This window comes from Nocardia halotolerans, from assembly GCF_042650145.1.
GTDB lineage: Bacteria > Actinomycetota > Actinomycetes > Mycobacteriales > Mycobacteriaceae > Nocardia > Nocardia halotolerans.
The window spans coordinates 30186-51442 of the sequence record NZ_JBHSDL010000007.1 but is presented as its reverse complement, the minus strand read 5'-3'; the positions used below and the strand labels follow the sequence as shown (position 1 = coordinate 51442).

The 21257-nt window shown below is 68.6% G+C and carries 18 protein-coding genes and 1 pseudogene; 9 read left to right on the top strand and 10 right to left on the bottom strand.

Features of this window, described 5'->3' with window-relative positions; all coding sequences use genetic code 11:
- Positions 1–154: 154 nt before the first annotated feature.
- Complete coding sequence (locus tag ACFO5K_RS07460; protein ID WP_378557882.1) at positions 155–1150, bottom strand: acrylyl-CoA reductase family protein; 996 nt, start codon at positions 1148–1150, stop codon at positions 155–157.
- Between the two features lie 627 nt (positions 1151–1777).
- Positions 1778–2860: a DNA polymerase IV gene (locus ACFO5K_RS07455; protein WP_378557879.1), complete on the bottom strand. Its 1083-nt coding sequence runs from the start codon at positions 2858–2860 to the stop codon at positions 1778–1780.
- Between the two features lie 77 nt (positions 2861–2937).
- On the opposite strand from ACFO5K_RS07455, the gene ACFO5K_RS07450 reads away from it, so the two are divergent.
- The 3 genes and pseudogenes from ACFO5K_RS07450 (at position 2938) to ACFO5K_RS07440 (ending at position 4571) form a co-directional block, all read left to right on the top strand.
- Positions 2938–3501, top strand: a complete 564-nt coding sequence (locus ACFO5K_RS07450) for a TetR/AcrR family transcriptional regulator (protein ID WP_378557876.1) — start codon at positions 2938–2940, stop codon at positions 3499–3501.
- 40 nt (positions 3502–3541) lie between these two features.
- Positions 3542–3964 (top strand): annotated as a pseudogene (locus ACFO5K_RS07445) (PaaI family thioesterase); the annotation flags it as partial.
- A 229-nt stretch (positions 3965–4193) separates the two neighbouring features.
- On the top strand, positions 4194–4571 hold the full coding sequence (locus ACFO5K_RS07440) for a hypothetical protein (protein WP_378557873.1): 378 nt from the start codon (positions 4194–4196) through the stop codon (positions 4569–4571).
- 83 nt (positions 4572–4654) lie between these two features.
- Here the strand turns inward: ACFO5K_RS07440 and lon are convergent, their stop codons facing one another.
- The 4 genes from lon to ACFO5K_RS07420 form a co-directional block, all read right to left on the bottom strand.
- Positions 4655–7255, bottom strand: coding sequence for an endopeptidase La (lon, locus tag ACFO5K_RS07435; protein WP_378557869.1), 2601 nt, complete (start codon positions 7253–7255; stop codon positions 4655–4657).
- 168 nt (positions 7256–7423) lie between these two features.
- On the bottom strand, positions 7424–8485 hold the full coding sequence (locus ACFO5K_RS07430) for a DUF3068 domain-containing protein (RefSeq protein ID WP_378557866.1): 1062 nt from the start codon (positions 8483–8485) through the stop codon (positions 7424–7426).
- Positions 8482–8652, bottom strand: coding sequence for a DUF2613 domain-containing protein (locus tag ACFO5K_RS07425; protein ID WP_378557863.1), 171 nt, complete (start codon positions 8650–8652; stop codon positions 8482–8484). The genes ACFO5K_RS07430 and ACFO5K_RS07425 overlap by 4 nt, the downstream gene beginning before the upstream one ends.
- A gap of 31 nt (positions 8653–8683) precedes the next feature.
- Positions 8684–9460, bottom strand: coding sequence for an Rv1157c family protein (locus ACFO5K_RS07420; RefSeq protein WP_449289681.1), 777 nt, complete (start codon positions 9458–9460; stop codon positions 8684–8686).
- Positions 9461–9543: 83 nt separating this feature from the next.
- Here ACFO5K_RS07420 and ACFO5K_RS07415 point away from each other — a divergent pair, with 83 nt between their 5' ends.
- A complete protein-coding gene (locus ACFO5K_RS07415; RefSeq protein WP_378557857.1) occupies positions 9544–10164 on the top strand; it encodes a TetR/AcrR family transcriptional regulator in 621 nt (206 codons plus the stop codon).
- 308 nt (positions 10165–10472) lie between these two features.
- On the opposite strand, the gene ACFO5K_RS07410 is transcribed toward ACFO5K_RS07415, so the two are convergent.
- The 3 genes from ACFO5K_RS07410 to ACFO5K_RS07400 form a co-directional block, all read right to left on the bottom strand.
- A complete protein-coding gene (locus ACFO5K_RS07410; protein WP_378557854.1) occupies positions 10473–13118 on the bottom strand; it encodes a serine/threonine-protein kinase in 2646 nt (881 codons plus the stop codon).
- Positions 13119–13181: 63 nt separating this feature from the next.
- On the bottom strand, positions 13182–14075 hold the full coding sequence (locus ACFO5K_RS07405; RefSeq protein WP_378557851.1) for a hypothetical protein: 894 nt from the start codon (positions 14073–14075) through the stop codon (positions 13182–13184).
- A 3-nt stretch (positions 14076–14078) separates the two neighbouring features.
- Entirely contained in the window at positions 14079–14951 is an 873-nt protein-coding gene (locus tag ACFO5K_RS07400) for a 3-hydroxyacyl-CoA dehydrogenase family protein (RefSeq protein WP_378557848.1), read from the bottom strand.
- A 217-nt stretch (positions 14952–15168) separates the two neighbouring features.
- Here ACFO5K_RS07400 and ACFO5K_RS07395 point away from each other — a divergent pair, with 217 nt between their 5' ends.
- The 5 genes from ACFO5K_RS07395 (at position 15169) to ACFO5K_RS07375 (ending at position 20264) form a co-directional block, all read left to right on the top strand.
- Positions 15169–16524 carry a hypothetical protein gene (locus ACFO5K_RS07395; RefSeq protein WP_378557845.1) on the top strand — a complete coding sequence of 452 codons (1356 nt, stop codon included), beginning with the start codon at positions 15169–15171 and terminating at the stop codon, positions 16522–16524.
- A gap of 110 nt (positions 16525–16634) precedes the next feature.
- A complete protein-coding gene (locus ACFO5K_RS07390) occupies positions 16635–17426 on the top strand; it encodes a TIGR03084 family metal-binding protein (protein WP_378557842.1) in 792 nt (263 codons plus the stop codon).
- A gap of 1069 nt (positions 17427–18495) precedes the next feature.
- Positions 18496–19170: a hypothetical protein gene (locus ACFO5K_RS07385; protein WP_378557839.1), complete on the top strand. Its 675-nt coding sequence runs from the start codon at positions 18496–18498 to the stop codon at positions 19168–19170.
- A 79-nt stretch (positions 19171–19249) separates the two neighbouring features.
- Positions 19250–19723, top strand: a complete 474-nt coding sequence (locus ACFO5K_RS07380) for an SRPBCC family protein (RefSeq protein ID WP_378557836.1) — start codon at positions 19250–19252, stop codon at positions 19721–19723.
- A 10-nt stretch (positions 19724–19733) separates the two neighbouring features.
- Positions 19734–20264 (top strand): ribonuclease H family protein, encoded by a 531-nt coding sequence (locus ACFO5K_RS07375; protein WP_378557833.1) that lies wholly within the window; start codon positions 19734–19736, stop codon positions 20262–20264.
- An 80-nt stretch (positions 20265–20344) separates the two neighbouring features.
- On the opposite strand, the gene ACFO5K_RS07370 is transcribed toward ACFO5K_RS07375, so the two are convergent.
- Positions 20345–21253 carry a hypothetical protein gene (locus ACFO5K_RS07370; protein WP_378557830.1) on the bottom strand — a complete coding sequence of 303 codons (909 nt, stop codon included), beginning with the start codon at positions 21251–21253 and terminating at the stop codon, positions 20345–20347.
- Positions 21254–21257 lie beyond the last annotated feature (4 nt).

The window sequence follows — 21257 nt, the reverse complement described above, 5'->3', positions numbered from 1 at the left end:
CCGGGAGACCGGGAGACCGGGAGGCCGGGAGGCCGGGAGGCCGGGAGGCAGCTCACTGATTCTCAACTCGGCGTAGTCGTGCAATCGGCCGCTCGGAGTCAGAAACCGACTCCGAGCGGCCGTTCGGCACGATTACGCCGCCGGTACGCAGCCGTCAGAACTCGCCCGCCACACCGATGACGGTGCGCCCCGAGTGCGAGCCGCTCTTGATCGACTGCAGCACCGAGTCGACCTCGGTGATCGGGGCGAAGGACTCGATCGTCGACAGGTGCCGGGGCCGCAGCTCTTTACCCAGGGCGGCCCAGAGGGCGCGGCGCTTCTCGATGGGCAGGAAGACCGAGTCGATGCCGAGCAAGCTCACGCCGCGCAGGATGAACGGCAGCACGGTGGCGGGCACTTCGGTACCGCCGGTGAGACCGCTGACGGCCACCGCGCCGCCGTAGCCGATGGCGCTGAGCACATAGGCCAGCGAGGCGCCGCCGACACTGTCGACCGCGGCGGCCCAGTTGGCCTTGTTGAGTGGACGTGGCTTGGCGTCGGAGTCGAGGGGGAGGCGGCCGATCACCTCGTTGGCGCCGAGTTCGGCCAGCAGGTCGTTCGCGTCGGTCTTGCCGGTGGAGGCGATCACTTCGAAGCCGAGGCCGGAGAGGATGTCGATGGCCACCGTGCCCACTCCGCCGGTCGCGCCGGTGACCAGCACCGATCCGTCGTCGGGGGTGAGGCCGCGGTCCAGCAGCGCCTGCACGCTCATGGCCGCGGTGAAGCCGGCGGTGCCGATGGTGGCGGCGTCGCGGGTGTCGAGACCGTCGAGGCGCACGACCCATTCGGCGGGGACCCGGGAGTACTCGGCGAAGCCGCCGTTGCGAGCGACGCCGAGGTCGTAGCCGTGCACGATCACCTGGTCGCCGGGGGAGAAGTCATCGGTGCCCGAGGCGATCACCTCACCGGTGAGGTCGATGCCCGGCACGATCGGATACTTGCGCACCACACCCCCGCGCGGAGTGACGGCGAGCAGGTCCTTGTAGTTGGCGCTCGAATAATGAACCTTGATCGTCACCTCCCCAGCGCCGAGAAAGTCCTCCCCCACCGTCTCGCGCGCGAGCACGATCCCACCGTCGTTCTCCCGGGCAACCATCGCAGAAAACTCCATGCGCCCGAGCATACGAGCCCCCGCCCCCAACTCGACGGAATCACGCACCTGGACATGTGCCCACCAGGCCCTGACGCACCGATTCCCGCCGAAATCCCACCACCAGAGCCTGGTGGTCACATGTCCAACACTTGGGGGCGGTTGGCGCGAGGGCGAGGCGCGTGGGGAGCTCGGTTATCGCTGCGGTCGGCAGGCTAGCTACGGGTTGGCGGGGGCGCGGGGCGCGTCAGGGAAGTCAGGACCGGAGCTGGTGCAGCAGGGCCGGTCGCAGACCAGGGTCGCCGCACATCAGGGCGGGCGTCAGGGGCGGACGGGGTCAGGGCCCACGTCACGAGGCGGACCGGGTCAGGGCCCACGCCACGAGGCGGACCGGGTCAGGGCCCACGCCACGAGGCGGACCGGGTCAGGGCCCACGCCACGAGGCGGACCGGGTCAGGGCCGACGCCACGAGGCGGACCGGGTCAGGGCCGACGCCACGAGGCGGACCGGGTCAGGGCCGACGCCACGAGGCGGACCGGGTCAGGGCTGGCGCCACGGGGCGGCGCCAGGGGGCACGCCGGGTCAGGGCCCCGGTCGGGGTCAGGCGCGGTCGGGGTCAGGGGCGGTCGGGGTCAGGGGCGGTCGGGGTCAGGGGCGGTCGGGGTCAGGCGGGAGGAGGTCCAGGCGGACGCCTAGGAGGCGAATGGGGCGGTCCTGGTCGAAGCGGTCGATAAGGGTCAGGGCGGTGGTGACGATGGTGGGGACGTCGGTGGTGGGGGTGGGGAGTTTTTGTTGTTTGGTGCGGGTGTAGAAGGTTTTGGTGCGGACTGTTACCGAGACTCGGGTGGTGGTGCGGTGATCGGCCAGCATTTCCTCGGCGACTTCGGTGGCCAGGCGGGCAAGTTCGCGGCGGATTTCCGCGGGGTCGGTGAGGTCGTGGGGGAAGGTTTCGGATTTGCTGCGGCCCACCGGTATTCGCGGGGTGGTGGACAGGTCGGTGTCACCTTTGCCGTGGCCGAGGACCCAGAGGTAGGGGCCGGTGTTGGGGCCGAACTCGGCGGCCAGGCGTTGACGGTCGGCGGCCATCAGGTCGGCGACGGTGGTGATGTCGAGTTCGGCGAGGCGTTTGGCGATTCTGGCGCCGACGCCCCACAGTGCGTCGGTGCGGCGGTGGGCCATCAGCTCGGTCCAGTTGGCCGCGGTCAGTTCGAAAATTCCTGTCGCGGCGCCGGTGTCGTGTGCGGGTTCGGCGGTGGTCTTGCCGGTGGACTTGGCGAAACCGGTGGCCAGTTTCGCGGTGAGCTTGTTGTCGCCGATGCCCACGGCGCAGGTGAGACCGAGTTCGGTGACGGCGCTGCGGATCTCGGCGGCGAGCTGCCACGGGTCGCCGTCGGTGGCGACGAAGGCCTCGTCCATGCCCCATATCTCCACCGGGCCCGCCACGCGGCCGAGGGCGGCCATGATTTCCGCCGAGGCCGACTCGTAGGCGGGCATGTCCAGGGGTAGGAAAACCCCGTCGGGGCACTTGCGCTGCGCCATCTTCAACGCCATCCCCGCGCGCACGCCGTAGGCCCTGGCCGGGTAGGACGCACAGGTCACGACCTTGCGTGGCTGCGTGGGGTCGCCCTCACCGCCCACGATGACGGGCTGTCCGCGCAGCTCGGGACGGCGCCGGAATTCCACCGCCGCCTGGAACTGGTCGAGATCGACGTGCAGTAGCCACTGGGGCACAGTTCCGTCTTACCGCATGGCATCGCCGATCGGGCACAGGTCTTGCGCAGACAGGGAAACAGAACTAAATTCTGTTCATGAAGATCCGAGATCGGTTACTGCTCGCCGCGGAGCGGCAGTTCGCCGAACACGGTGTCCTCGATGCCACCCTGAACGACATCCGCGCCGCCGCCGAAGCCAGCGTCGGCGCGCTCTATCACCACTTTCCCGACAAGGCCGACCTCTACCGCCAGGTCTGGGTGAACGCCCTCACCGACTACCAGCAGCACTTCTGGAACGCCGTCGCCGACAGTGACACCGCGCGCGGGGGCGTCGTCGCCGGGGTGCACGCACATCTGGGCTGGGTGCAGGAAAACCAGTACCGGGCCACGGTTCTCACCGCCGCGCGACCGCCCGGCGTGCGGGCGAGCGAGCGCAATCAGGAGTTCATCACCGCGGTTCGCCGCTGGTGGCGGACCCACGCCGGCTACGGCACGGTGCGCGACCTCGAGCTCGATCTCGTCTACGCGCTGTGGCTGGGGGCGGCACAGGAATACTCGCGTCAGTGGCTGGGTGGCAATATCCGTACTGCGCCAACCGATGTCGCCGCCGAGCTCGCCGCCGCCGCGTGGGCGACACTGCGGGTCGATGGCACCGAATAGTCACCTGCAGGGCCACGCAACTCGAAGAACGGAACACCCGATGCCGACCGAAGCCACCACCCTCGATCTCGACCTGGCCAGCCAGGTACTCGCCGCGCAACCGTTCGCCCGTCTGGTCGGTACCGAGCTCACCGAATTCGGTGACGGCGCCGCCACACTGGTCATCGAGATCCAGCCCGAACACGGCCAGCAGTTCGGTTTCGTGCACGGTGGCGTGCTGGCCTACGCCGCCGACAACGCGCTCACCTTCGCCGCGGGCACCGTGCTGGGCCCCAACGTCCTCACCGGTGGTTTCACCATCACCTATCTGCGGCCCGCACAGGGCGAGCGCCTGCGCGTCCACGCCACGGTGCTCGGCGCCACCCGCCGCCAGGCGGTCACCCACTGCGACGTCTATGCCGAGACCGAGGGCGAGGAACCGGTCCTGTGCGCCGTCGCGCAGGGCACCACCCGCCGCGTCGAAAAGGACCTCGCCCCCTCGGCCGAAACCGACGAGGACGCCGAATTCGACGACGACAGCGAGTTCGACGAGGACGACGAGCTCGACGACGGGCGCGATGACGACCAGGACGACTACGACACCGACCAGCTGACCATCGTCACCGCCGCCGACCTCCCGCCGACCGTGAGCCGGTAGAACTCACCGCAGATCCTGACCGACCATATCGGCACCTTCGCGCCGGATGGTCTCGATGACCGCACCGAGTCGCCGACGCGTGAGCGGGTGCCCCGAGCTGAAGATTTCCGGCCAGACCGGCACCTCCACGCCCGAGCGTCCCGGTGACCCATCGTGCCGCCGACGCGTGAGCCCGGTGCCCGACCTGAAATGGTCCGGCCAGACCCGCACCTCCACGCCCGAGCGTCTCGATGACCCATCGTGCCGCCGACGCGTGAGCCCGGTGCCCGACCTGAAATGGTCCGGCCAGATCGGCACCTCCACGCCCGAGCGCCTCGGTGACCCATCGTGCCGCCGACGCGTGAGCCCGGTGCCCGACCTGAAATGGTCCGGCCAGACCCGCACCTCCACGCCCGAGCGCCTCGGTGACCGCACCGCGCCGCCGACCGCGTGAGCCAGGGCCCCGAGTTGAAATGGTCCGGGAACGGCGAAACGGGCCGTGCACAGGTGACTGTGCACGGCCCGTTGTCGCGACTGTCAGGCGCTGACGGCGAAGGTCTTGCTGTCGGCGGCGGGCTCGGCGATCGGTTCGATGGCGTAGGCCAGGATGTCGGCCACGTCGGCCACGGGTCGCACATCCAGGGCGGCCAGCACCTCGGCCGGGACCTCGTCGAGGTCCGGTTCGTTGCGGGCGGGGATGAAGACGGTCTTCAGTCCGGCCCGCTGGGCGGCGAGCAGCTTCTGCTTCACCCCGCCGATCGGCAGGACCCGGCCGTTGAGGGTGACCTCGCCGGTCATGCCCACATCACCGCGGACCTGCCGGTCCAGCGCCAGCGACACCAGGGCGGTGACCATGGTGACGCCCGCTGACGGACCGTCCTTGGGCACAGCGCCCGCGGGGAAGTGGATGTGGATGTTGCGGTCCAGGACCTTCGGCTCGATCCCGATCTCCGCCAAGTGCGAACGCACGTAGGTGAGCGCGATCTGCGCGGACTCCTTCATGACCTCACCCAGCTGACCGGTGAGGGTGAGCGAACGTTCGCCCTCGGCGGCGTTGGCCTCGATGTAGAGCACATCGCCCCCGGCACCGGTGACCGCCAGACCCGTCGCCACACCCGGGACCGCGGTGCGTTCCACCGAATCCGGGGTGAAACGGGGACGGCCCAGGTAGTCGGTGAGGTTGTCGATGTCGACGGTGAGGCTCGGCGCCTGGTCGATCGGCCGCGCACCGGACCCGATGTCGATGACGTTGTCGTACCCGAGCTCCGGGTCGTAGCCGAGTCGGCCATCACCACGGGTCACCGCATCACCGCCGTTGACCGCGTCACCGTTGGACACCGCGGCACTACTGGGCACCGCGTCACCGTTGGACACCGCGTCACTACTGGGCACCGCGTCACCGCTGGGCAACCGGTCACCGCTGGGCACCGCGTCGTTGCCGACCGCGGCGACAGCGCCCGGCACCGTGTCACCTGTCACCAGGCGTGTCGCCGCCTTGCGCAATGCCTTTGCCACCAACCGTTCCATCTGGCGCACACCCGCCTCACGGGTGTAGTTCGCCGCGATCTCGCGCAGCGCGGCGTCGGTGACCGTCACCTCGTCGGCGGTCAGCGCGTTGCGTTCCAGCTGGCGGGGGACCAGGAAGTCGCGGGCGATGGCCACCTTGTCGGCTTCGGTGTAGCCGTCGACCGTGATGAGTTCCATCCGGTCCAGCAGGGGGCCGGGGATGGTGTCCATGACGTTGGCGGTCGCGATGAACAACACGTCGGACAGGTCCAGGTCCAGGTCCAGGTAGTGGTCGCGGAAGGTGTGGTTCTGGGCGGGGTCGAGGACCTCGAGCAGGGCCGCGGCGGGGTCACCGCGGAAGTCGGCGCCCACCTTGTCGATCTCGTCCAGCAGCACGACGGGATTCATCGATCCCGCTTCCTTCACCGCGCGCACGATCCGACCGGGCAGCGCGCCGACGTAGGTGCGGCGGTGACCACGGATCTCGGCTTCGTCGCGCACACCACCGAGTGCGACGCGAACGAACTTGCGGCCCAGTGCTTTCGCGACCGATTCGCCCAGCGAGGTCTTACCGACACCGGGCGGGCCGACCAGCACGAGCACCGCGCCCGAACCGCGACCGCCCACGATCTCGAGGCCACGCGTGGCCCGGCGCGCCCGCACCGCCAGGTACTCGACCATCCGGTCCTTCACCTCGTCGAGTCCGTGGTGGTCGGCGTCGAGAATGTTTCGCGCGCCCGAGACATCGGTGGTGTCTTCGGTTTTCACCGTCCACGGCAGTTCCAGCACGGTGTCGAGCCAGGTGCGGATCCAGCCCGATTCCGGGCTCTGGTCACTGGCGCGTTCGAGTCGGCCCACCTCGCGCAGCGCTTCGGCGCGCACGTTTTCGGGCAGGTCGGCGTTCTCGACGCGGGTGCGGTAGTCGTCGGCACCGTCGGGTTCGTCCTCGCCGAGTTCCTTGCGGATGGCGTTGAGTTGCTGGCGCAGCAGGAATTCGCGCTGGCTCTTCTCCATGCCGTCGCGCACTTCTTCGGAGATCTTGTCGGTGACCTCGACCTCGGCGATGTGGGCCTTGATCCATTCGATCTGCTTGGTGAGCCGGGCGACGACGTCGGGGGTCTCGAGCAGTTCGCGCTTCTGGTCGTTGGTCAGGTAGGGGGCGTAGCCGGCGGTGTCGGCGATGGCGTCCGGCTTGTCGAGCTGGTTGACGATGTCGATGATCTGCCAGGCCTCGCGGCGTTGCAGTACCGCTACGACCAGCTTCTTGTATTCGGCGGCGAGTTCGCTGGTGCGTTCGTCGGGTTCGGCGGCGGGCACCGGTTCGGCCTCCACCCACAGGGCGGCGCCGGGTCCGGTGACCCCGTGCCCGATGCGCGCGCGGCGTTCGGCCTTGAGCACGGCGGCGGGGGCGCCACCGCGCATCCGGCCCACCTGCTCGATGGTGGCGACGACGCCGTAGGAGGCGTAGCCCTCGTCGAGGCGCGGCGCCACCAGTACGGACCCCGTTTTGGCGGCCTGCGCGGCGTCGATGGCGGCCTGCGCGGATTCGTCCAGTTCGATGGGCACGACCATGCCCGGCAGCACGATCGGATCGGTCAGGAACAGCACCGGCAGGTTCTGAGCTGTAGTCATATCGACCCTTCCAAAGTTGAGCTTTGCTGACTCAACATGGGTGTGGGGGAGTTTGTTCCTGCCGGTCGGTGCGGTTCACTCACGGCGAACGACACGAGCGGAAACGAAAACGCCGTCGGCCCCCGGATGCTGAGCAACCGGGGGCCGACGGTGGGTCAGGCGAAGAGACTACGTACGGAATCTTTCGGTGGGCGGATCGATGAGGCGCCCGCGAGTGGCACCGGCACTGAGCACGCCCAGCACGATGCCCGCGATCAGGGCGATCGCACCGAGCACACCCAGGATGATCGGCAGGGTCTTGCCGAACAGCGACAGCTTGTCGAGGCTTTCCTGGGTCACGGCCATCTGCGCGTCGATGGTCTCCTCATCGAAGACCAGGTTCGACTTCAGCGCGGTGACGTCCACCTTGTCGGCGCTGCGGCCGTAGTACAGGTGGATCTGCTCGCCGCCCTTGAGGACCGCGCCGGTCTTGGGCTCCACCCACAGGTCGCGGGTGTTGGTGTAGAAGCGGGTCATGGTGACCGGCTCCTCGCCCTCGAGGCCCCACTTGGCGGCGGGCAGGGTGAGCTTGTTGGTGGCGGCGGGCACGACGTCCCACATGTTCGTCACCGGGATGGTCTGGCGGAAGTGGTAGACCGGCACGCCCTTGATCTCGGCCTCCTCGACGAAGTCGATGTCGTGGGTGGCGCGGGCGTTGAGGTCGAAGTACGGGTAGGACTTCTTCTCGGTGCCGATCGGGAAGCGGTACTGCAGTCCGGCGCGCTGCAACGGGTCGGCCACCGAGGTGCCCGACTTGTCGACGGACACGGCGACGGAACCGTTGGGCGACGCGTCGATCGGCTCACCGGTCTTGCGGTCGATGGTGACCCGGTCGACCGCGGCGGTGAGCAGCCCCGCCTCGGCGTCGCGATCCTCGCGGATCAGGGTCTGGCCGGCCTGCACGGTCATCTCGCCGGCGTCGGAGGGTTCCTCGACGGTGAGGAAACGCTGCGAGATCAGCGGCACGTTCGTGTCGACCTTGGCCGAGCCCTCCGGCGAGGTGAGCGACTTCGAGTCCAGCACCAGGCTTTCCGAGTCGGGCTGGCTCTTGGCGACGGTGGTGATCCGCAGATCCAGCGGCGTCTTGGCCACCTTGTCGACGGTGTAGGTGGGAATCATGGCGGCGGCCGCGAGTAGCAGCGCGCCGAGGCCGACGAGGATGCAGGCGATGATCCTGCGCGCGCCGCTCATCGGCTGCCGTACTGCACGTTGCCCAGCACCGACGAACCAGGGTCACCGGTCGTATCGGGTGCCGGAATCGAATTCTGTTGCGCGGCCGCGGTGATGCCGAATACGGCGATCACCCCGAGAACCGCGCCGGCCAGCCCGCTGACCAGGCCGGGGACGGCAAACTTCATAGATCGAACTCCAATGACGAGGTGTGTCGGCTCAGGCGACGGAGAAGAACCCGAGAGTCGGGGCGAACGAGCAGGTTCGGTCACCATCGGCGGTGGCCGTGGTGAGCGAGCCGGTGATCACCGCGGCGACCCGGCCCGGACCGGTGTCGGCGATGGCGGACAGGGTGGCCGGGCCGTCGGGGTTGATGCCGGCCGCGGCGGTGAGTTCCTGGGTGCCGGTGCGGCGGTTGTCCAGGTTGACCCACTGCACCGTCATCGGCGGATGTTGTTCGGCGGTGGGGGGTTCGGTGCCGAGCGCGGTGAACACGAATCCGGTCTGGCCCGCCGCGGGTCCGGGCGGGGGCAGTTCGGCCGGGCCGGGGACGGCCAGGGCGGTGCCGATCGAGTCGGAGGTGGGGCCGATGCAGCCCTTGCCGATGGTCGGGTACAGGAACTGGGCGATCCGCGGGCCGTCGGTGGGCGGCAGGTCGGGTCCGCCGCCGCCACTACCGTCGAGGAAGGTGATGACCCGCTCCAGCGTGGCCTTGACCTGGGCGGGAATGCCCGGGGTGGCGAGCAGTACGCGGGCCTGGGCCAGGATCGCGGCCTGTCCGCCGTCGGCGACGAGTCCGGGTCCGGAGATGGCGCCTACGATCGTGGGTGCCAGCGCTGCCAGGGTCTCGGAGGGTACGTTCTCCGCGATGGCGGGAACACTGGGCTGGGCCGCGGGTTGCGGCGCTGCCATAGTGGGCGTGGGCGCCACGAGTACAGCACTCGCCGCTAGTACGAAGGCGGACAACGCGGTCCGCGATCCTCGGGTGCTCAGCACTGGTCGGCCGTCCTTTGTTCGGTGGAGAGATGAAGCAACCCGGAAACATCAGTGTTATCCCGAGTTTCAGATACTTTGGAGAGGTGACTACAGCGGACAGGCGGTATGGGGGTCGTACGGTCGTCGCGCGTAAAGCCGAACGTCGTCAACGATTCCTGGAAGCGGCGACGCGAATCTTCGCGGAACGCGGGTACGCGACGTGCTCGCTGGCCGAGGTGTGCGCGGCGGCTGGACTGTCCAAGCGGCAGTTCTACGAGGAGTTCGAGACCCGCGAAGACGTGCTGGTCGCGGCCTACGACCGGATCCAGGACGACGCGGCGCAAGCGGTGGGCAGCGCGCTGGTCGCGCTCGACACCCCCACCGATGTGCAGCTCGCCCTGCGCACCGGCTTCGGTGCCTATCTGGAGTCGCTCGGTTCGGACCCCTACCGGGCCCAGGTCGCGCTCATCGAGGTGGTCGGGGTCAGTGATCGGATGGAAGACCATCGTCGGCACCGTCGGCACGCCTGGTCGGCGCTGATCGAGGCGGCGCTGATCGGAATCGGCGTGCGCCTGCGTGGTGATGCCGAGCTGACCACCGCGTTGATCACCGGCGCGGTCAACGGCGTGGCACACGAGTGGTTGCTGCGTGAGTCGCGCCCGCCGGTCGACGAGCTGGTGGATCTGCTCACCGGCGCCGCCCTGGCGATGGTCGACTTCGACTGATATTCGCGCAGCCGCCGAGACGGCGGCAAATACGCGCGCATGCGTTCTGCTCAACCGACTCCCTTTCCGGACATTGTGAGACCGATCGGCGTCACAGTGTGGGACGAGAGTCTGGCACAATAGTGACCCAGCTCGCAATGGCAGGATTTTGGAACCGGTGTCACCTGTCTTTTTGTGATCGCCCGATGCCGCGATGACGCGCCACTGTGCCGCTGACAGCGAGACTAGTTCTGGACGGGCGTCCGACTACACGGAACGCGCAACATCCGCGAGCTATCCCGTAGCAACTTGTTCTAGTTTCAGCCGTGTCAGTCCTTGCCGAGGAACGCGTAGACCATGCCGGACTCCCCGCCCACCGTGTAGATGAGCTTGCCGTCCTCCAGTATTTCGACCGTGCTCAACGTGCCCAAGGTCGAACAATCAGCGCTGATCGTGCGGTCGGCCCAGAACTTCAGGGCCACCGCGGTCACCGCCTGCAGGGTCTCGGTCCGCACACAGGGTTCGTGGGTCGCGGCGCTGATGTCGGCCAAGGTCGCCACGTCATGCCCCACCGCACCCGGCCCGATGGTCAACACAATGTCGAAATCCGCCAGGTCGGTGGCGCTGCCCGTCCAGGTCCCGACGAACTCGGAGGGGACCGAGATCACCGGGTCACCGGGGATGTCGAACGGGCCAGGTGGATTCAGCAGTCGCGTATTGACCAGATAGGCACCCACCCCCACCGCCGCGACCATCACGACCACCGCGCCGACCAGCCGGCTACGACGGCTCCGGCGCCCGGCAGCTTTCCGGCGACCGGTGCCCTTCCAGCGCCCGGCAGACTTCCGGGAAGCGGCGGCCTCCGGGGCTCCGGTCGCTTTCGGATCCCCGGTTGCGGATACGCGCCGGTCCATTTCCGAGAACGCGACGGTCTTCGGCTCCTTGCGCGACTTCGGAGGGGCACCATCCTGCGGTCGTCCGGCGGCGTCCGGCGGCGCGGGGGCATGCGGACGCCTGGTCACCTCCGATGCAGAGCCGGCCGGTGGGCGCCCGCTCGCACTCGATGCAGCGCCGGCCGGTGGACGCGCGGTCACGCCTGAGGCACCGCCGCTCTGCGGACGCCCGGTTACACCCGAGGCACCGCCGCCCTGCGGACGCCCGGTTACACCCGAGGCACCGCCGCCCTGCGGACGCCCCGTTGCACCCGCAGGTGCGCCGGCCTGCGGATGCCCAGCCGCTTCCGGCCCCACGCCGGCCGGTGGGCGCCCGATCACGCCCGAGGCACCGAGGGCCTGCGGACGCCCGGTCGCATTCGGTGGCAGAGTCACCTTCGGGAACCCGGTCGGATTCGGGGCAACGATGTCCATCGGTTGTCCTGCCGCATCCGGCCGACCGGCCGCTCGCGGGTGCGCGGCGTCTCTCGGCGGCGCGGCGTCTCTCGGCGGCGCCGCATCTCTCGAGGGCGCGACGTCCCGCGGGGGCGCCGCATCTCTCGAGGGCGCGACGTCCCGCGGGGGCGCCGCGTCTCTCGAGGGCGCGACGTCCCGCGGGGGCGCGGCGACTCTCGCGGAATCGCCATCGCCCACTGAACTGCCAGCCCTGTCATGCTCTGCGTCCCTTGCGGATTCAGTGGCACCGGGGCGCCCAGTATCCCTCCCGGCACCAATCGCCTTGGGGTACTCAGCGCCCCTTGCCGGACCCTTCGCCCCCGAACGTGCGGGCGTATCGGAGGAAGCCGGCGGCGCGCAGGCAACTCCGTCGACGGGCCGCGCGGGGGAGGAGACGAATCGGCTCGGTCGGGTGAGGGCCTCGCCTTCGTCGGTTCGACGTGATTCCGCACCGGGATCGGATTCCCTCGGTCCCGGTCGATCCGCCGGTTCCGAACTGTTCACAGCGGTGGGGCGCAGCCGCCCGGCCGAATCCTCGCGTCCGTCGACACCCGGGCCGGCGGGCTCCGATGGCCGATGGTCGCCCGGTTGCGCCGCGTCCGGAGCGGCGGTGGCGGTCGGCGGCGGCGGACTCGACCCGGCCGGGGCGCCGCGGGGCACCGTTGCAGCCAGCCGATCTGTCGGGGGCGGGTCGCTGGTGCTGGTGTCGAGGTCGAGGAGCCGGACCGCGCGCAGGCTCACTTCCTGGAGGACCGGGTGCGGGAGCCAGTTGGTGTGCTCGAGTGGGCCGAGCCGGGCGAGTTCGGCCAGCACCTGTTCGGGCGTTGGGCGGGCGGCGGGGTCCTTGGCCAGGCAGGATTCGACGAGCGGGCGCAGGAGCGGGGGCAACGCTTCCAGCCGGGGTTGCCCGTAGACGACGCGCCACAGCAGTTGCACGATGTCGGCGGTACCGAAGGGACCGTGGCCCGCGGCGGCGAAGACCAAGACGCCGCCGAGGGCGAAGACGTCCCCGGGTGGGCCGATCGGTTCGCCGGTGACCTGCTCCGGGCACATGAAACCCGGTGAGCCGATGACCCGTCCCGCGGTGGTGAGCGCGGTGTCCTCGACGGCGCGGGCAATCCCGAAGTCGATCACCTTGGGACCGTCCGGGCCGAGCAGCACATTCGACGGCTTCAGGTCACGGTGCACCAACCCCACCGCGTGCACCGCGACCAATGCCCGCGCCAAGCCGTGTGCCAAGGCCAGCAGGGCCGGTTCGGCGAAGAGCCCGAACTGCGACACCACATCCGAGAGCGACAGCCCGGCCACATAACCCGTTGCCAGCCAAGGTGGTTCGGCGTCGACGTCGGCATCGAGCACGGGTGCGGTGAACGCCCCGCCCACCCGCTTCGCGGCGGTGACCTCCCGGCGGAACCGCGCCCGCAACGCCGGGTCACCCAGCAGATCCGGCCGGATGACCTTCACCGCGACCGTGCGCCCGCCACTGTTGCGCCCCAGGAAGACCTTGCCCATCCCACCGGAACCGAGGACGCCAAGCAGCCGATAGTCCCCGATCCGGCGTGGATCGGCCGCGCCCAACGGCTGCATCGCGAGTGATCCCTTCGAACGAGTTACCCCGCCGAGGCTACCCAGCGCGCTACCGAGATGACATCACAGATCAGCCAATGTGATTCCGGTGAGCGGGCTGTCGAGGCGGATCAGCTCGGTGTCGGTGCCCGCACCGACATCGACCAGCCGGATCGAACCACCCAGTTCGCTCACATAGAAGCGGGTGTCGAAACCGGTGACACCGATGGCCTCGCGGTATCCGCGCGAGATCACCTGTGGCGCTTCTACTTCCGGCTGCACCTCGGCCGCATAGAGCGCGTTGCCCTCGGGGGCGGTGCCGCGGTCGGTCCACACCAATCGGTGGCCGCGCAGTTCGAGGTCGATCGGTTCGGGCAGGTTGTCCCAGAGCAGTTCGATATCGGTGCGAGCAGCCGGGTCGGCGTCTGCCGGTATGTCTATAGGGGCGCGAAAGATTCGGCCGTCACCTGCCTTGGACTCGCCTTTCTGGGTCCAGTAGACCAGGCGGCGATCGGGGTCGATACAGATTCCGACGCACCAGTTGCGTGGCTCTCGCGCATCGAGTTCGCCCCGGCCGGTGACCACCAGCGGGCGCAGGTCGCCACCGTCGAGATCGCAGGTGAGCACCGCCATTCCCTCGCGATCACACCAATACAACCGGCCCGCTTCGAAATCGGCGGTGAGCTGCTTGCCGGTGGTGAACGCGCCGACCGGCACGATGGTGGTGCGGTTCCCGCCGTCCAGGTCGACCCGTTCGATGGAACCGTTGCGGTGGAAGAAGTTCGGTTCGACCCCTCGCTCCGGTCGCTCGTCGGGTTCACCCATGTTGGTCCAGTAGATATGGCCACGCAACTGGTCGACGACGATGCCGTCGGGTGCCCGGTTCAACTCCGGCACCAGCGTGCGCACCGCGCTGCCGTCGAGCGAAATGGCGTGCATGGCTCCTGCTCCGAGGTCCAGCGCCAGCAATTCGGTCACGGCTCAGCCCTGCTTCGGCTCGGGGTAGTCGTCGTAGAAGCCCTCGCCGGTTTTCACCCCGAGCTTGCCCGCGTCGACGTACTCGCGCAGCAATTCGACCGGCCCTCGGGGCAGATTCGGATTCTCCTGGACGTAATGCTGTTCGATGTCGAGCACCACATCCAGGCCCACCTGATCCATCAGCCGGAACGGGCCGGCCTTGGTGCCGAAGTTCAACGCGAACATCTCGTCGACATCCTCGGGAACCGACACACCCTCGTACACCACCTCGAGCGCTTCGCGTTTCACGGCGGCCCAGATGCGGTTGAAAATGAAACCGGTGCTCTCCTTACGGCACAGGAACGGGTGCAGGCCGTATTCCGGAAAGGTTTCGAGCACGAAATCCAGCACGTCGGTGGTGGTGTGCCCGTCCGACATCACATCGAGCACCGTGGAGCCCGGCGGCATGTAGAAGTGCGTGTTGAGCATCCGGTCCTTGGTTTCGCACTCGCCGGTGAACAGCCGGCTGGCGTAGGAGGAGGAGTTGGAGCTGACGATCGCGTCGGCGTCGGCTTGGGTGTCGAGCTGGGCGAAGATCTTCTTCTTCAGCTCCAGCACCTCGGGCACCGCCTCGATCACCAGCCACGCGCCCCGGACGGCGGCTGCCTGGTCCGGCACGTATTCGGCGGTGCCCGGCGAACCGCCGGAGACTGCCGCCGCGACGCCGGGCAGTTGCTCGTGGACGAACTCCACCGCGGCCGCACCGGTCTCGGCGCTGGGGTCGACGATGCGGACCGCGCCGCCCCTGGTCGCGAACATCAGCGCGATGCGCCTGCCCAGCGTGCCCGCGCCGATGACGGCGACGGGGCGTTCGAGATGGTTCTGCGGAACACTCACGACGACTCCCTCTGCACAGTGACGGGGATAATTCGGTGACGCGCACATCCGATGAACAGCAACCCTCAGCCTATCGCCACCAGTGGGTCGCGGGCACGCGTCGGCGTGGCGATCGGCGCAGGTCACGTTGACACCCCGTCACGACCGGTGAGAATGTGATTGCCTTATCCTCACGTTCTTCAGCTATTTGCGCGCGTCAGCACTAGGGGGCTTCTCGATGACCACACTGGCCTCCGGACTCTTCATCAACTGGGAAGAGTTGACGGGGCAGTCGAAGTTCGTCGTCGACCTGGTGAGTTTCCCGATCTTCAGCGCGCTGGCCGGATGGCTCACCAACTGGACCGGCGTCCTGATGCTGTTCTGGCCGCTGTATTTCAAGGGCTTCCGGGTCCCGATGCTGCACGTGCTGTATCCCTACCTGCCCCGGCGGGTCCAGGTGCTGCCCACCTTTTCCGGTGACGGCCGCCAGCTCGGTTTTCAGGGGTTCATTCCCGCCCGCGCGGAGAAGATGGCCAGCATCTGTGTCGACAAGGCGCTGATGCGGATCGGCAGCCCGCGCGATTTCATCCACGAACTCGATCTCGACGGCATCGGCGACTATCTCGCCGAACGAGCCCGCGACCAGGTACAGCCGATCGTCGACGAGATCATGTACCGGGAGAACCCGGATCTGTGGCGCTCGTTGCCCCGGCAAGTGAAGCAGGCCGTCTACCAGCGGGTGGACCGGCAGTTGCCCGCGTTGTGCCGGCGGGCGTTCGAGAGCCTGGGCGACAATATCGACCAGCTGCTCGACGTGAAGAACTTCGTGATCAGGTACCTGGAGAAGAACCCGGCCATCCTCAAGGACCTCACCACCACCATCGCCGCGCCCGAGCTGAAGTTCATGGCCCGCATCGGTCTGCTCGGCGCGCCGTTCGGCCTGATCCTGGCGCTGTACCTGCACGTGCACTCGCAGATCCCGTACTGGGGCGCGGTGCCGGCGTGGGTGATCGTGCTGTTCGCCTCGGCGATGATCGGGGTCACGGTGAACGTGATCGCGATCAAGATGGTCTTCGAACCCGGCGATCCGCAGCCGCGCTACAAGTACCTGTGGCGCCAGGCGCTGCTGGCCAAGCGTCAGCCCCAGGCCGCCACCGATCTGGCTCACATCCTGGCCTACCAGGTGCTGACCGTGGAGAACCTGTCCAACGAGCTGCTGGCCGGCCCGAACGGGGACAAGACCAAGCAGCTGATCGAGCGGGTGGTCTCCGAGGAGATCCACAAGCAGCTCGGGCCCACCGCGTTCATGGTGCGGGCCGCGATGGGCAAGAAGCAGTTCGAGAATCTGGCGATCTCCGGGGCGGGGGCCGGGTTGGGGCTGGCGCCCGGGATGGTCGAGGACGAGCAGTTCGTGCTCGAGCAGGCCAAGAAGATCGACGACTTCGCCGCGCGCAAGCTGCGCACCCTGACTCCCGGCGAGTTCATGGAGATGTTCTACGCCTCCGTGGAGCAGGACGCCTGGTTGCTGTATCTGCACGGTGGCGCGCTGGGTATCGCCGTCGGCGCGCTGCACCTGGTGACCTTCGGCTGGTAGCTCCGCAATAACAAGCACGCGTGCTTGCATTTTTTCCGGCCCGCTGCGATCGTTGGGTGAAATCGGTGCACCCGGACCCGCGGAGCGCGCCCTGATCGGCAAGGGAACAGATGGCTGACCTCGCAGCGTTGCTCGACGATTTCGCCGCCGAATGCGCGGAGCTGGAAAATTTGGTCGCACCGTTGACCCCCGAACAGTGGCAGACCCCCACGCCCGCCCCCGGCTGGGACATCACCACCCAGATCGCTCACCTGACCTGGACCGATGAGGTTTCGGTGGTCGCCGCGACCGATACCGAAGCCTTCACCGCCCTCGTCACCGAGGCCGCGCCCAAGATGTTCACCTTCGTCGACGAGGCCGCCGCCGCTGTTGCCCAGACCCCGCCCGCCGAGCTGCTGACCCGCTGGCGCACCGGCCGCGAGCAGCTCATCGCCGCCCTGGCCGCCGTCCCCACCGGCACCAAATTGCCCTGGTTCGGCCCACCGATGAGCGCCGCGTCGATGATCTCGGCCCGCATCATGGAAACCTGGGCCCACGGCCAAGACGTCGCCGACACACTCGGCGTGACCCGCACCCCCACCGCCCGCCTGCGCACCGTCGCCCACATCAGCGTGCGCACCAGGAACTTCGCCTACGCCGTGCACGGCGAATCCGGACCGAGCGACGAGTTCCGGGTCGAATTGACCGCCCCCGACGGCACCCTGTGGACCTGGGGCCCCGAAGACGCCCCCCAGCGCGTCACCGGCCCCGCCAGCGACTTCTGCCTGCTCACCACCCAACGCCGCCACCGCGCCGACACCACCCTGACCACCGAAGGCCCCGACGCCGACCACTGGCTCGAAATCGCCCAAGCCTTCGCAGGCCCTCCCGGCCCCGGCCGGAAAAAAGGCCAATTCGCCTAACCCCCACCGCCCACCAAACGGCCTGGTCACCGCCCCGCCGCAGCCACACGGTTCCGAGCCACCCCCGCCGCGCTACAAGTTCTGCGACAGCCACGCTGCTCCGAGCCACCGGGCACTACCCATCTCTGCCACAGCCGCGCTGCCGAGCCACCCGCGACTACCAGGTCTGCCACAACCCGCATTGGTTCCGAGCCACCCCAGCACCGCCCAGGCCTGCCTCCTGCTGCGCTCCCGGCCACCCAGCACGACCCAGGCCTGCCACCTGCTGCACACCCAGCCACCCAGCACCGCCCAGGCCTGCCACCTGCTGAGCTCCCGGCCATCCAGCACGGCTTAGGCCTGCCACCTGCTGAGCTCCCGGCCATCCAGCACGGCTTAGGCCTGCCACCTGCTGAGCTCCCGGCCATCCAGCACGGCTTAGGCCTGCCTGCTGCTGCGCACCCAGCCACCCAGCACTATCAAGTGCGCCACCTACCGCACTCGCAGCCCCGCACCAGACCCCGAGTCCGCCACCTCCCGCACTCCCAACCCCGCACGACCCGACCTCGAGGAGGGTCCGCCGCGAACCGGCGGCCCGTGGAGGCCGCGAACTCGAGCGCGCCAGCGCTCCAACAAACACAGCCCGCGCCTTCCCCCAACACCACACCCCAAACACCGCCACCCCCGCCAACCAAAACCCCCACAACCTGACAACTCACCCCTGACAACCCCGCCGCCCCAAACCTCACCCCCACCCCAAAAAAATACAGGCGAGCGCCCCCCAGGAGCGCCATTCATGCCGACTGCCCCGGACATCGTTGGCCAGGGCCCGGCCTCGTGGCAGTCGTGAATGACGCTCGCCTGCTACTTCGGAATACCCGCTATCCGCCGAAGAAAACAACCACCCCCGCGACACGCCGCGTCCACGACTGCTGATGCGCCCCCGTTCCAGATGTGGCACTGATCTCAGAGATCGGAGTCGGTGACAGACCCGCAGAGCCCGTAACGTGGAGGCAGTACGCGGCTTTCAACGATGCGGGCCGGTGGAGTATCCAAAGCGGATAGCCAAGGTACTAGGGAGGGCCGCATCGTGACAGCACATCGATCTGCGCAAATCGCACGGCTTTCCGCGACGGTTGTCGCGGGTACCGCCAGCCTCTGCCTCACCGTGGCAGCGGGCGCCTACATCGCGAACAACATGTCCGATCTCGGCACGCAGCTCGCACAGGAGCCCGCGGCCCCCGTGGTGACACCGGGTCTCGATCCGCACCGGCCGGTCCGGGACGACGTCGCGCCGCGGCGAAGCTCCGCGGGCGTCATCGAACTGGCCGTGTCGAGCGAGCGTTCGCCGTCCTGGGACGATCAGCCGGCCGCGGCGAGCGCGCACCGAGCCGAGGCCCTCGCCGACGGATCCGATCCGGCCGTCGCGCCGCCCGCGGGCGAGCTGCGGATCGGCGACACCTATGTCGGTGCCCAGATTGCGCCTGCGCGTACCGATGTCGTCGCCTTCACCGTGGACACCAATGTGGTGAATGTGGCCGCCGAACGTCTGGGCATCACCACTACTGAACCGGCGGGCGTGACGGCTCTGCGCACCGAGGTCGACACGAGCCGTGGCGCAGTGCGATTCGTGTTGTCGGATCCCGGTCTGGGGGAGCACACGTTGAGTGTGGAGCGGGCGCGCCAGCCGTCGGGCGAGGCCACGCGGACCGCGGTGGCGCCCGAGCCGCCCAGCGAGGTGGAGTCGGCTGTCGTCGGCGTGTGAGTTCCGGCGCGGAGCCGATTTCACTAAATAAAGAGGAATTCTGTAGTACTTTTAGGCCATCCGTGATCAGGGAGGGCCGATGGGCCACATCAAGTATGCGAGCGACGTCAGCGCTCCGGTCCACGCGGCCTTCGCCTACGCTGCGGACTTCCAGCATCTGGCGGACTGGATGTTCGGCGTGCGCGGTGCCGGCTCCGAACACGCGCCGGCTCGAGCGCTCGGCGCCGAATGTGTGCTGAAAGTTCGCCTGTACCGCGTGATCCCGCTGCGGGTGCGCTGCGAAATCACCGAATACCGGCACAATGCGGTGATCGGGTATACCCTGCGGGGGCGGGTATACGGAACCGTGACCCTACGGTTCGACCCACTCGGCTACGAACGGTCGGTACTGACCTCCGAAGCCGACTATCCACCACCACGCGGTGTGTTCGGCCGCCTGTGCCACGGCCTCGTCGACGCGGCCGCGAGATCGGCACTGCGCCGTACGGAGTCGCGGTTGCGAAGGGAGATAGAGGCATTCCACGGTACCGATCTTGTCGGCCGCATCGCCTAGGGTGGCGGTCATGATCATCGTGAGCACCGACGGCTCCTGCCTGCGCAATCCCGGCGGTGCCATCGGCTGGGCCTGGGTGAATCATCAGGGCCCCACCGCCAGCGGCGGAGCGATCAGCGGCACGAACCAGATCGCCGAGCTACGCGCGGTACTGGAAGCGATCCTCGCCCATCCCGGCCCCGAGCCGATGCTGATCGAGAGCGACTCCCAGTACGCCATCAAGTGCGCCTCGGAATGGATCGGCAGCTGGAAGCGCAACGGCTGGCGCACCTCTACCGGCGGCGCGGTGAAGAACGTCGAGCTCATCAAGCAGATCGACCGGGCCATCACCGGTCGCGAAGGTCCGGTGCGTTTCCGCTGGGTGCGCGGGCACGTGGGCAACTACTTCAACGAACAGGCCGACAAATTGGCCGGCGCGGCGGCTCGCGAGGCGAGCGCCACCGAACACGCGGCGCCGGCAGCCAAGGCCAGGAGCTCGCGGACCACGGGGAAGCCGGTCGCGCCGACAGCGCCGCAAGCAGGGACTCTCACCCTGTTCTGAGGCGCGGTGCGACCGGAGTGGGTTCGCACGCGGAAGGCCCCCGGCAGCGCGCCGGGGGCCTTCTCGCTATCGATTGCGCGTCAGTTGCCGGGCGTGGGCGCCGGCGCCGGGGCGCCCTCGGCGTCACCGGGAGCGGCCGGAACCCCACCGGGGATGCCGGGCGGCAGACCGCCGGAGTTCTTGAGCACCGGCGAATCCATCTTGCTCACCAGCCACTGGTCACCGTCGCGCTCGAGGGTCATCTCGATGGCGATGTTGACCGGCTCCTTGTCGGTGCCGGTGACATTGGTGCGGTACTGGGCGAAAGTCACCATCGTCTTGACTTCATCGGTGCTGCCGCTGAGGTAGGCACACTGCATGTCCTCGCTGCGGGACTTGACCTGCTGCTCGATCAGAAGTCCCTTGAGGACCTCGCCCGCCGTGGTGAACTGCTCGAGGGTTTCCCCCGTTGCCCCGGTCCTCATCGACTCGATGTAGTCGTCGAGACCGGTCGTGTAGTCGAAGTTCATGGCGGTCTTGCCGTAGGCGCAGGCGGCGTCGGTCGAGTCCGCGATGGCGTCGAGCTTCTCGCCCCGGTCGCTGCTCTGCAGGAAGAAAACCGTGGCAGCGGTGATCGCGCCGATGGCGACGACACCCGTTCCCGCCGCGACCAGCCAACCGACCGGGCGTTTGCCCTTACCGCCGCCGGCGGCCACCGCGCCCGCCGGCGTCGCGGCCGCCGGCGTCGCGGCCGCCGGCGTCGCGGCCGCCGATTCGGTGGTCTTCGACGTCTCGCCGCCGGTCGCTTCGGCCTTGGACTCGGTCGCTTCGGCCTTGGCGTCGGCGGTTGCGGCCTTCGCCTCAGTCGAGGCTGCCGCTGTCTCGCTGGTCCCAGCCTCGGTAGCGGTGGACTTCGCCGAGTCGTCCGCCGGGGCCGCGGCCTTGGCCAGGTCTGGCTTTTCCGCCGGGGTAGCGTCGTCCTTCTTGCTCTCGGCGTCGTCGCTGGTCATCTAG

What these genes read in the sequence shown, in the direction of transcription:
- ACFO5K_RS07460 (WP_378557882.1), bottom strand. Translation starts at nt 1,150, where the DNA reads ATGGAGTTTTCTGCGATGGTTGCCCGGGAGAACGACGGTGGGATCGTG.
- ACFO5K_RS07450 (WP_378557876.1), top strand. Translation starts at nt 2,938, where the DNA reads ATGAAGATCCGAGATCGGTTACTGCTCGCCGCGGAGCGGCAGTTCGCC.
- ACFO5K_RS07440 (WP_378557873.1), top strand. Translation starts at nt 4,194, where the DNA reads ATGACCGCACCGAGTCGCCGACGCGTGAGCGGGTGCCCCGAGCTGAAG.
- lon (WP_378557869.1), bottom strand. Translation starts at nt 7,255, where the DNA reads ATGACTACAGCTCAGAACCTGCCGGTGCTGTTCCTGACCGATCCGATC.
- ACFO5K_RS07430 (WP_378557866.1), bottom strand. Translation starts at nt 8,485, where the DNA reads ATGAGCGGCGCGCGCAGGATCATCGCCTGCATCCTCGTCGGCCTCGGC.
- ACFO5K_RS07425 (WP_378557863.1), bottom strand. Translation starts at nt 8,652, where the DNA reads ATGAAGTTTGCCGTCCCCGGCCTGGTCAGCGGGCTGGCCGGCGCGGTT.
- ACFO5K_RS07410 (WP_378557854.1), bottom strand. Translation starts at nt 13,118, where the DNA reads ATGCAGCCGTTGGGCGCGGCCGATCCACGCCGGATCGGGGACTATCGG.
- ACFO5K_RS07395 (WP_378557845.1), top strand. Translation starts at nt 15,169, where the DNA reads ATGACCACACTGGCCTCCGGACTCTTCATCAACTGGGAAGAGTTGACG.
- ACFO5K_RS07390 (WP_378557842.1), top strand. Translation starts at nt 16,635, where the DNA reads ATGGCTGACCTCGCAGCGTTGCTCGACGATTTCGCCGCCGAATGCGCG.
- ACFO5K_RS07380 (WP_378557836.1), top strand. Translation starts at nt 19,250, where the DNA reads ATGGGCCACATCAAGTATGCGAGCGACGTCAGCGCTCCGGTCCACGCG.
- ACFO5K_RS07375 (WP_378557833.1), top strand. Translation starts at nt 19,734, where the DNA reads ATGATCATCGTGAGCACCGACGGCTCCTGCCTGCGCAATCCCGGCGGT.
- ACFO5K_RS07370 (WP_378557830.1), bottom strand. Translation starts at nt 21,253, where the DNA reads ATGACCAGCGACGACGCCGAGAGCAAGAAGGACGACGCTACCCCGGCG.